The 9,311-nt window shown below is 71.6% G+C and carries 9 protein-coding genes; 5 read left to right on the forward strand and 4 right to left on the reverse strand.

Going from position 1 to position 9,311, the window contains the following annotated elements:
* Positions 1–94: 94 nt before the first annotated feature.
* Positions 95–505, reverse strand: a complete 411-nt coding sequence (locus ACH4E7_RS44640; RefSeq protein ID WP_396254964.1) for an organic hydroperoxide resistance protein — start codon at positions 503–505, stop codon at positions 95–97.
* A 175-nt stretch (positions 506–680) separates the two neighbouring features.
* Between ACH4E7_RS44640 and ACH4E7_RS44645 the strand changes: the two genes are divergently transcribed.
* The 3 genes from ACH4E7_RS44645 (at position 681) to ACH4E7_RS44655 (ending at position 2,789) form a co-directional block, all read left to right on the forward strand.
* Positions 681–1,154: a MarR family winged helix-turn-helix transcriptional regulator gene (locus tag ACH4E7_RS44645; RefSeq protein ID WP_396254965.1), complete on the forward strand. Its 474-nt coding sequence runs from the start codon at positions 681–683 to the stop codon at positions 1,152–1,154.
* 355 nt (positions 1,155–1,509) lie between these two features.
* Entirely contained in the window at positions 1,510–2,079 is a 570-nt protein-coding gene (locus ACH4E7_RS44650) for an RNA polymerase sigma factor (protein WP_396254966.1), read from the forward strand.
* Complete coding sequence (locus ACH4E7_RS44655) at positions 2,076–2,789, forward strand: hypothetical protein (RefSeq protein WP_396254967.1); 714 nt, start codon at positions 2,076–2,078, stop codon at positions 2,787–2,789. Before ACH4E7_RS44650 ends, ACH4E7_RS44655 begins: the two co-directional genes overlap by 4 nt.
* A gap of 87 nt (positions 2,790–2,876) precedes the next feature.
* Here ACH4E7_RS44655 and ACH4E7_RS44660 read toward each other — a convergent pair whose 3' ends face one another.
* From ACH4E7_RS44660 to ACH4E7_RS44670, 3 genes are all read right to left on the reverse strand, one after another.
* Entirely contained in the window at positions 2,877–3,545 is a 669-nt protein-coding gene (locus tag ACH4E7_RS44660) for a GAP family protein (RefSeq protein ID WP_396254968.1), read from the reverse strand.
* A gap of 201 nt (positions 3,546–3,746) precedes the next feature.
* Positions 3,747–5,159 carry an argininosuccinate synthase gene (gene argG, locus ACH4E7_RS44665; protein ID WP_396254969.1) on the reverse strand — a complete coding sequence of 471 codons (1,413 nt, stop codon included), beginning with the start codon at positions 5,157–5,159 and terminating at the stop codon, positions 3,747–3,749.
* A 420-nt stretch (positions 5,160–5,579) separates the two neighbouring features.
* Complete coding sequence (locus tag ACH4E7_RS44670) at positions 5,580–6,296, reverse strand: rhomboid-like protein (protein ID WP_396254970.1); 717 nt, start codon at positions 6,294–6,296, stop codon at positions 5,580–5,582.
* Between the two features lie 215 nt (positions 6,297–6,511).
* Between ACH4E7_RS44670 and ACH4E7_RS44675 the strand changes: the two genes are divergently transcribed.
* Together ACH4E7_RS44675 and ACH4E7_RS44680 are read left to right on the forward strand one after the other, a co-directional pair.
* The gene (locus ACH4E7_RS44675) at positions 6,512–7,222 is read left to right on the forward strand and encodes a rhomboid-like protein (protein ID WP_396254971.1); all 711 of its coding nucleotides are present in this window, start codon (positions 6,512–6,514) and stop codon (positions 7,220–7,222) included.
* Between the two features lie 183 nt (positions 7,223–7,405).
* Positions 7,406–9,311, forward strand: a 1,906-nt coding sequence (locus tag ACH4E7_RS44680; RefSeq protein ID WP_396254972.1) for a glycosyl hydrolase, incomplete at its 3' end; no start/stop codon positions are given.

Raw genomic sequence — 9,311 nt, forward strand, 5'->3', positions numbered from 1 at the left:
CTGTCCGCTGCCTAATCAGACGGGCTTGGACCCTCTACCGCTGGGATACCCGGCCTCGAAGCCCCCGCATCCGATGACCTACTGGCGGACGCCCTTATTCGACGACCAGCTCGACCGGGATGTTGCCCCGGGTGGCCCGGGAGTACGGGCAGACCTCGTGTGCCTGCTCGACCAGCAGCCGGCCGGTCTCGCCCGGGAGGGAGTCGGGCAGCTCGACGCGCAGCACGACGGAGAGGCCGAATCCCGCGCCGTCCTTGCCGATGGACACCTCGGCGGTCACCGAGGCCTCGCTGGTGTCCACCCGGGCCTGGCGGCCGACCAGGCCGAGGGCGCTGGCGAAGCAGGCGGCGTAGCCGGCCGCGAAGAGCTGCTCGGGGTTGGTGCCCTGGCCACTGCCGCCGAGTGCGGGCGGCATCGCGAGGGCGAGGTCGAGCTGGCCGTCCGAGCTGACGGCGCGGCCCTCGCGGCCGTTGGCGGTGGCGGCGGCGGTGTAGAGCGCGTCCATGGTGGTTGTCCCTTCGTGTTGATGCTCGTCTCGCGGGGGTGCGGGTCGTGGATCGCCGTGCACGGGTGTGCCGCTCCGGCGGATTCCCGGCGGCCCGCTGCCTGCTCGACAAGTAGAGCACGCAATTCAATTGCGCACAACTCAATTGTGCGAGTGTGATCGGTACCATGGGGTCATGACGACGCTCCCGGGCATGGCGGACGAGGAACTGCTCCGTCTCGACCAGCAGATCTGCTTCTCGCTCAATGCCGCCTCGCGCGCCTTCGGTGGCGTCTACCGAGTCCTGCTCCGGGACCTCGGGCTCACCTACCCGCAGTACCTGGTGATGCTGGTGCTCTGGGAGGACGGCGACCTTCCCGTCAAGCGGATCGGCGAGCGCCTGCGGCTCGACTCCGGCACGCTCTCCCCGCTGCTCAAGCGGCTCGAGTCGGCCGGGCTGGTGCGGCGTGAGCGCAGCCCGGAGGACGAGCGGTCCGTCACGGTCAGCCTCACCTTCGAGGGGTCGGCGCTGCGTGAGCGGGCCGGGCGGGTGCCGCGCCGACTGCTCGCGGCGACCGGGCTGCCGGTCGAGGATCTGGCCGCGCTGCGCGAGCTGCTGGAGCGGGTGACCGGCGCGCTGGACTCGGCGGCGGTGGAGCCCGCGCCGTAAGTCTCGGGGGTGGGGCGGGCGTGGGGGTGTTGCCGCCGTCGGTGTCGGTGGCGCTCTTGGCGGTGGCGTTCACGGCCGCGCGGAGCCGTGGTGCGGGGCTGTCGCGGGGCTTTGTCAAGCCCGACTTCATCGAGGTGTGATCTGGGTCACTTTGTGAGCGCCGGGTGGTCGCCCGAGCGCTCGAATGGGCAGGTCAGCGGCAGTGTTCGGAAGTGAACGGAAACATTCGCCAATTGTCCGCCCGATCCGGTCAACAACCCGGGCCTCCCGGACGGTTACAGCACGAGCCCCCCACGGGGCCGTCGGCGCGCCATTCGGTGGGCCGGCCAGCTGACCCAGGAAAGAGGGGGCGCGTGTGAACACTCCCGGGCCGGGCGAGGAGCGGAGCCTGCGGGCGGACCCGCTCGACGACCTACCGGCCGACTTCGAGGCCTTCTTCACCCGCGAGAACTCCGGCTACCTCCGCTACGCCCAGCAGCGGCTGCGTCACCGCGAGGACGCCCAGGACGCCGTGCAGAACGCCGGCACCACGCTCTACCGGAACTGGCGCCGAGCCCTGGCCAGTGAGGACCCGCAGGCCTTCGCCTTCAAGATCGTCAAGGATGCGGTGATCGACGTCATGCGCGAGCGCCGCCGCACCGAGCGCAAGCGGCTCCGGGTGATCGCCCAGCGGCGCCCGGACACCAGCCAGGACGAGCTGGAGGAGCTCGCCGAACTGGACGCCCTGGACTGGGCGATGGAGGAGCTCGCGCGCGCCGCGCCCGTACAGGCCGACGTGGTCCGGCTGCGTCAGGCGGGCCTGTCGTACCACGACATCGGCCGGGCGCTCGGCATCGCGCACACCACCGCCCGCACCTACTACAGCCTCGGGCGGCGCCACCTGGAGTACTTGCTGGAGCACCCGGGCGACGAGCAGGCGACATGAGGATCACCGAGCTGCTGCGCGCGCACGCCGCCGAGCTGGACCGGGAGTTCCACGAGCACGACCCGGCGGCGTTCACCCGCCGACTGGCCGAGCGGCTGGCAGCCGCCCGCCGGTCCGCCCCGACCGCGCGGGAGCGCCCCGCCCGGCCGCCCGCCGCCGCCCGGCCGCCGCACGTCCCGGTCCCGGGGGAGCACCCCTGGGCCGGGGGCAGGTCCGAGCTGCGGCGCGACCTGCGGTACCTGTGCGCGGGCGTCGCGGGCGCGGTGGAACCGGCGGAACTGGCCCTGGACCTCGAACTCGCCGAGAAGAGCGCTCTGCGCACGCTCGGCTGCCTGCTCTACGGCATGGGTCGGACGGCGGACGGGGTCTTCTGGTGGCGGATCGCCGTCCAGTACGGCGACCAGTTGGCCGTCCACTGCCTGGCCGTGCACTACGCCGCCGAGGGCGAGCGGGGCGACGCAGCGCGCTGGGCGGCCGAGGCCGAGGACCTCAGCGGCCCCGGACGGCTGCCGGAGCTGGCCCCGGAGGCCCGGCCGAGCAGCGCGGCCGAGCTCGCGCGGCGGCTGGCGGAGCGGTACGACGGGGAGATCCTGCTGACGCTGCGGGACGCGGTCGGGGCGGGGTCGAGTGTTCGCGGCGACGCGGGCGCCGACGGCGGGCGGCTGGGCGTGCGGACGGTGCGGGGGCGGGGGGTGGTGCGGATCCGGTGAGGGCGCCGGGGCCGTTGCGGTGCCGGGCCACGCGGGCGGTGCTCCGGGTGTGCGGGTTTCGGGTGTGCGGGTTCCGGTTCAGCGGGTTCAGCCGAGCCCGGTGAGGGCGTCGCCCAGGTAGGCGGCGCCGAGAACCAATGGGACGGCGGTCATGATCGCCGCGTTGTGCGCGGCCGTCCAGGCGCGCCACTCACCGAGGGTGCGGATCGAGTGGTCGTTGCCGAGCCGGTGGACCGTGAGCGGCAGCAGGGTGCCCAGCGAGCCGAGCAGGACCATCAGGGCGGCGGCCAGCGCCTTGGCCCCCACATCGGTCGGACAGGCGGCGATGGACGCGGCGCCGCCGACCGCTGGGAGCAGGGTCTTCGGGTGAGCCACCACCAGGGTCACGGCGAGGCCGACGGACCGGGCGGGAGTGAGGCGGTCGATCCCCAGTAGCCAGGTCGGTGGCGCGATGACATGCCCCGGTCTCGGGCGGTCGCGCCACTGCTTGGCGGCCAGCAGGAGGAGCAGGGCGCCGAGGACGAGCTTCAGCCAGGACGACCAGGTCGGCCCGCCGGTGTCCGGGCTCAGCGCGCTGCCCGCGGCCAGGACCGCTGCCACGACCGCTGCCAGGCCGAGCACCCAGCCGGCGGTGAAGGCGAGCCCGTTGGTTTGGCCGCGGGGCGAGGCGAGGATCAGGAGCACGGCGATCAGCGGCAGCGGGCTGAGCGCGACCGCCACCGCCGAGGCCAGCATCGGGCCGATCGCCTCACCCATTTCCGGACCTGCCTTCCCGTCACCGGGTGCCGTCCGCCATTCAGCTACCGCCAGGGGCGGTGCGCATGGCCGGTTCGGCCGTTCGGGTGAAGCGAGGGGAACGGTACAGGGCCCCCGCACCGATGTGGTGCGACGGCCCTGCGCCGGGTGCGTCCCTCGACGTCAGTCGCCTGACTCCGTTGGCTGGGTCACGCGACTGGGTCAGTCGGTGCCGGACTCGATCGCCGCGTGGTCGAGTGCGGTGGACTCCGCCTCGTCACCGGTGCCGGCGGCGATCGGCGCCGCGCCACCCGGGGCGAGCTCGCCGATCAGACCGCTCCAGGGCGCCAGCTGGCCGTGGCCCGCGTACTGCTCCAGCTTGCTGCGGGAGTCGGCGATGTCCAGGTTGCGCATGGTCAGCTGGCCGATCCGGTCGTCCGGGACGAACGCGGCGTCGACGCTGCGCTCCATCGACAGCTTCTCGGGGTGGTAGCTGAAGTTCGGGCCCTGGGTGTCGATCACCGAGTAGTCCTGGCCGCGCCGCAGTCGCAGCGTGACGCTGCCGGTGACGGCCTGGCCGACCCACTTCTGCAGGCTGTCGCGCAGCATGAGCGCCTGCGGGTCGAACCAGCGGCCCTCGTACAGCAGCCGGCCGAGCCGGCGGCCCTGGGTGTGGTAGGTGGCGAGGGTGTCCTCGTTGTGGATCGCGTTCAGGAGGCGCTCGTAGGCGGTGTGCAGCAGTGCCATGCCCGGGGCCTCGTAGATGCCGCGGCTCTTGGCCTCGATGATGCGGTTCTCGATCTGGTCCGACATGCCCAGACCGTGCCGCCCGCCGATGACGTTGGCCTCGTGCACCAGCTCGACGGCGGTGCCGAACTCACGGCCGTTGATCCGGACCGGGCGGCCGAACTCGAAGTCGACGGTGACGTCCTCGGTCTGGATCTCCACGGCCGGGTCCCAGAAGGCCACGCCCATGATCGGGGCGACGATCTCCATCGAGGCGTCCAGATATTCGAGCCGCTTGGCCTCGTGGGTGGCGCCCCAGATGTTGGCGTCGGTGGAGTAGGCCTTCTCGGCGGAGTCCCGGTACGGCAGGTCGCGCTCGGCGAGCCACTCGGACATCTCCTTGCGGCCACCGAGCTCGGTGACGAAGGCCTGGTCCAGCCACGGCTTGTAGATCCGCAGGTTGGGGTTGGCCAGCAGGCCGTAGCGGTAGAACCGCTCGATGTCGTTGCCCTTGTAGGTGGAGCCGTCGCCCCAGATGGACACCTCGTCCTGCTGCATGGCGCGCACCAGCAGGGTGCCGGTCACGGCGCGGCCGAGCGGGGTGGTGTTGAAGTACGTCTGCCCGGCGGAGCGGATGTGGAAGGCGCCGCAGGCGAGGGCGGCGAGGCCCTCCTCGACCAGCGCGGCCCGGCAGTCGACCAGTCGGGCCTGTTCGGCGCCGTACGCGCGGCCGCGGGCCGGGACGTCGGCGAGGTTCGGCTCGTCGTACTGGCCGATGTCGGCCGTGTAGGCGTAGGGGACGGCGCCGTGCTCGCGCATCCACGCGACCGCGACGGAGGTGTCCAACCCGCCCGAGAATGCGATGCCGATCCGTTCACCGACCGGCAGCTTGCTCAAGACCTTCGACATGCATGCACCCTTGACCCACCCGCGCGGCGCGGGCTCCTGATTTAGCGACGTGTGAGGGGATTCGGCGTATTCGATCCGATGCCCGCACTCTGGCATAGGTTTGCAGAGTAGCGCAAGAGAATACGGAGGAGTCGGTCGGGGTGGCGGTTCGCGGTGTCGCCCTCCGGCGACGGTGGATCGAGCCAACTCGGCTGATAGGAATGGAGGTTGGGGTGGTGGCGGGGGCGAAGCGGTGCGTGAGGGGTGGGCCGGGAGATCGGCTGGACTTTTCCGGGGTGGATGGCGTGGATGGGGTGGATGGGCCACGGCGGCCGGGGCCGGCCCGGCGGATGCGTGGGGAGGGGCCGTGGGGATACGGGCACGGGCCGGACTCCCGCGAGTGGGGGAGTCCGGCCCGTCGTGGTCGGGGCGGCGGGGACGTCAGCGGGCGCGGCCGCCGTTGTGTGCTGGCTCGCGGTCGGGATTTCCGCCGGATCCGCTATCGCCCGGCAGGCAGGCGCGGGCGCGAACCCATGCGGTGCGGGAGGCGAGGACGCCGAGCCCGAGGGCGACCAGGTGTCCGGCGTCGGCCAGCTGCTGATTCACTGTCCAGGCGGTGCCCAGCGCCACGGCGAGGGCCGGCAGGCCGTACCGGCGCAACGGGCGCGGACCCAGGGCGAGCAGACAGGCGAGGGTGGCGACGAGTCCGTAGCTGATCCCGACGTCCCGGGCTCGGGAGAGCGCGCCGGGGATCCGGGCGGTCAGCATGACCCACATGGCGCCCTCGGTCAGCAGAGTGGCGCCCAGGTGCCCGAACGCGAAGACCGCGATCGCGCGAGCCGGGCCCCAACGCCATTCGGCCAGACCCAGGACGACGGCGACCGCGGCGATGCCCGCCCAGGCCGGGACCCCGTCGACCACCAGGCCGCTGGTGAACATCGTCCACCACTTGCCGACCTCCATGTGGTGGACGTTGCTGCTGTTGTGCCGGACGAACCGGGCACGCTCGGCGTGGCTCTGGTTGGCGAGCCAGGAGGCGGTGACGGTCAGGAGGATGACGTAGACCGTGGTGAGCCGCAGGCGGAGGGCGGTTCTGAGCGCCGGGTGCCGGGCGGTAGCGGTGTCGGTCGGTGTCGTCGTCCCGAGGCGGTCCCTCATCGTGCCTGGCGCCCTTGCTGTGTGGTTTCTCGGATGCCGGCAGCTCTACGGGAGGCCGGAGGCCCAGCCTACGTCAGTCGGGGGTGGTAGCCGCGCCGACTGCGCCCGGCGGCGAGGGGCGACAGGGTCGGACCGGATCACCCGAACGGGCCGCCGCGGCGGCGGGCGGCGGCGGAGGCGGGCGAGGGTGGGGAGGGACTGTCGAGGAGGCCCCGATGACCGGCAGCACCACCGAGGTGCCCGAGGCGCACCGGCGGCGCTGGTGGGCTCGCGCGGCCCGAGCGGTGTGGGCCTATGTCCGGCGGGCCCCGGGCACCTACATCTGGCTGGGGATCCTGCTGATCACCACTCAGGTGATCCGGCACGTCGACACCATGACCGCCGACCGCATCCTGGAGCGGCGCTCGACCAACCTGCACCACTTGCAGGTCTCGCCGGTCCGTGTCCTGGCGACCAGTGCGCTGTGGATCGCGGGTGGCGGGTGGCTGAGCTACTTCGCGCTCTACAACATCTTCCACGTACCCGCCGAGCGCTGGCTCGGCACGCTGCGGTGGATCTCGGTGGCGATGCTGGCGCACGTCGGCGCCACCTACCTCAGCGAGGGTGTCCTCGGGTGGGCGATCCACCGGGGCCTCGCCGCGCCGAAGGCCGTCTACGCGCTCGACTATGGCGTCAGCTATGCGCTCGCCGGGGTGGTCGGGGTGCTTACCTATCTGATCGTACGGCCCTGGCGGTACCTGTACGTGGTCGGAGTGCTCATCGTCTACGGCGTTGGTGTGTACCAGAACCGGGACCACACCGGCATCGGGCACCTGGGCGCGGTGCTGATCGGGATCGCCTGCTACCCGATCACCCGGGACCGGCCGGGAGCCTTCGACCCGGTCATCTCGTCGCGGGCGCTCCGGCGGAGGCTGCGGACGAGGTGAGCAGTCGTCAGCTACGCTGATGCGTGAGGGCATTCGGTGAATTCCAACTGTTTGAAACGGAAACGCTCTTAACCGCTTCTTACCGAATGGATCTTCCCCAAGTCGGGCCGACCGGACAGGCTTACCCCCTGTTTCGCCGGGGCCGCGCGACCGCGCGGCCGGCCACAGGGGAGGACCGCACTCGTGCCCACCAGGCAACGACGACGGCTGCTGCTGAGCGCTGTCACGCTCACCGCCGTCGGACTGACCACCACCCAGGCGCTCGCCGCACCGTCCACGCCGCCGACACCGCAGCCCTGGCAGGTGCGGCACCAGGCGGACATCGGAAAGCAACACGCCCAGAAGGTCCGGGGCAAGAGCGCCCTCTCGACCTTCAGCCCCAAGGCCGAGACGGAGGCCGGGGACGGCGGCGACGAGGCGGAGAACTCCGCCGAGGGCGTCGCGCAGTACACCGAGGCCCGCACCGCCCCCGGTGTGGTCGCGCCGGGCGCCTACGGCGCGGCCTGGTCGCAGCTACAGTCCATGCCGCACACAGGCGGCCACTGGGAACACGTCACCGACAAGCCGTACAACTCGGACGACCCGCGCTACCGTGACGTCAACTCCAACTCCAGTGGCGGCGCCGGCCTGGTGACCGGTCGGATCACCGGTATCGCGGCCGACAGCGACGGCTACGTCTACGCGGGCGGCGCCAACGGCGGGGTGTTCCGCTCCCGTACGGGCGGTGGCCACTGGGAGCCGATCGCCGACAAGCTGCCCACGCTGTCGACGGGCACGCTGAACCTGGATGAGGGCGGGCGGCTCTGGTACGCCACGGGTGAGTCCAACACCGGCGCCACCTCCTACGTCGGCACCGGCGTCTACCTGTTGTCGGACCCGAAGCACGGGAAGTTCCAGCCCGGCAACCGCGTCGGCGGCGCCGAGCTGGAGTCCACCATCATCCACGCGCTGCGCTTCGGCGGCGGCAAGGTGTGGGCGGCCACCAGCCGGGGCGTGTGGAGCCACTCCACCACCGACCTCTCCGGCCCGTGGACGCTGGAGTTCGCGCCCAACCCGGACTACCTGCCGGGTGGTTCGAAGGCCAAGGATCCGAGCGCGCCGTACAAGAACATCGCCAATGACATCGCGATCGACCCCAAGGACCCGTCCAAGGTGATCCTGGCGGTCGGTTGGCGCGGCGGCGACACCTACAACGGCTTCTACAGCAAGGCGGCCGACGGCGGTTGGCAGCGGGTCTCCTCGCTGGGCGACCTGCCGACGGACGCGGCGAACGTCGGCAACGTGACCTTCGCGCGCTCGGCGGACGGCTCGCGCTACTACGCGATCGACCAGTCGCCGGACGTCATGGCGCACAACCCGGACACCGGCCTCAAGGGCATCTACGTCTCCAAGTCCGGCTCGCCGTCCGGCCCGTGGACGCTGATCGCGGACAAGGACAAGCTCAAGGGCTCGGGTTCCGCCCTCCAGGACCCGGGCTACCAGCCGGGCATCCAGGCCTGGTACAACCAGTCCCTCCAGGTCGACCCGGCCAACCCGGACCACGTCTACGCGGGACTGGAGGAGGTCTTCGAGACCACCGACGGCGGCGCTGAGTGGGCCACCGTCGGACCGTACTGGAACAACGGTTTCCCGTGCTGGAGCATCGACCCCACCAAGCAGACCGGTGACTGCTCGCCGACCACCCACTCCGACCAACACGCCGTCGCCTTCGGCAGCTACCAGGGCAAGGTCAATGTCTACGTAGGCAACGACGGTGGCATCTACAAGCGCCCGGGCAACGGGCAGTTGGACGCCTGGGGGCACGGCAAGGACTGGACGCCGCTCAACGACGGCACCATCGACACCCTGCAGTACTACTCGGTCGGCGTCGGCAAGGACCCGGCGGACCGCTCCGGCAAGGGCGTCATCGTCAGTGGCGGTCTGCAGGACAACGGCGAGTCCATCCTGCGCGCCCACGACAAGGTGATGGGCTCCAACTTCGGCGGCGACGGCGGCGACACGCTGGTCGACCCGGCCAACGGCTGCAACATCGCCGAGGAGTACGTCTACCTCGACATGTGGGTCACCCAGAACTGCGCCGTCAACGACG

Origin of the sequence: Kitasatospora sp. NPDC018058 (genome assembly GCF_044327205.1) — a bacterium.
GTDB lineage: Bacteria > Actinomycetota > Actinomycetes > Streptomycetales > Streptomycetaceae > Kitasatospora.

What these genes read in the sequence shown, in the direction of transcription:
- ACH4E7_RS44640 (WP_396254964.1), bottom strand. Translation starts at nt 505, where the DNA reads ATGGACGCGCTCTACACCGCCGCCGCCACCGCCAACGGCCGCGAGGGC.
- ACH4E7_RS44645 (WP_396254965.1), top strand. Translation starts at nt 681, where the DNA reads ATGACGACGCTCCCGGGCATGGCGGACGAGGAACTGCTCCGTCTCGAC.
- ACH4E7_RS44655 (WP_396254967.1), top strand. Translation starts at nt 2,076, where the DNA reads ATGAGGATCACCGAGCTGCTGCGCGCGCACGCCGCCGAGCTGGACCGG.
- ACH4E7_RS44660 (WP_396254968.1), bottom strand. Translation starts at nt 3,545, where the DNA reads ATGGGTGAGGCGATCGGCCCGATGCTGGCCTCGGCGGTGGCGGTCGCG.
- argG (WP_396254969.1), bottom strand. Translation starts at nt 5,159, where the DNA reads ATGTCGAAGGTCTTGAGCAAGCTGCCGGTCGGTGAACGGATCGGCATC.
- ACH4E7_RS44670 (WP_396254970.1), bottom strand. Translation starts at nt 6,296, where the DNA reads ATGAGGGACCGCCTCGGGACGACGACACCGACCGACACCGCTACCGCC.
- ACH4E7_RS44675 (WP_396254971.1), top strand. Translation starts at nt 6,512, where the DNA reads ATGACCGGCAGCACCACCGAGGTGCCCGAGGCGCACCGGCGGCGCTGG.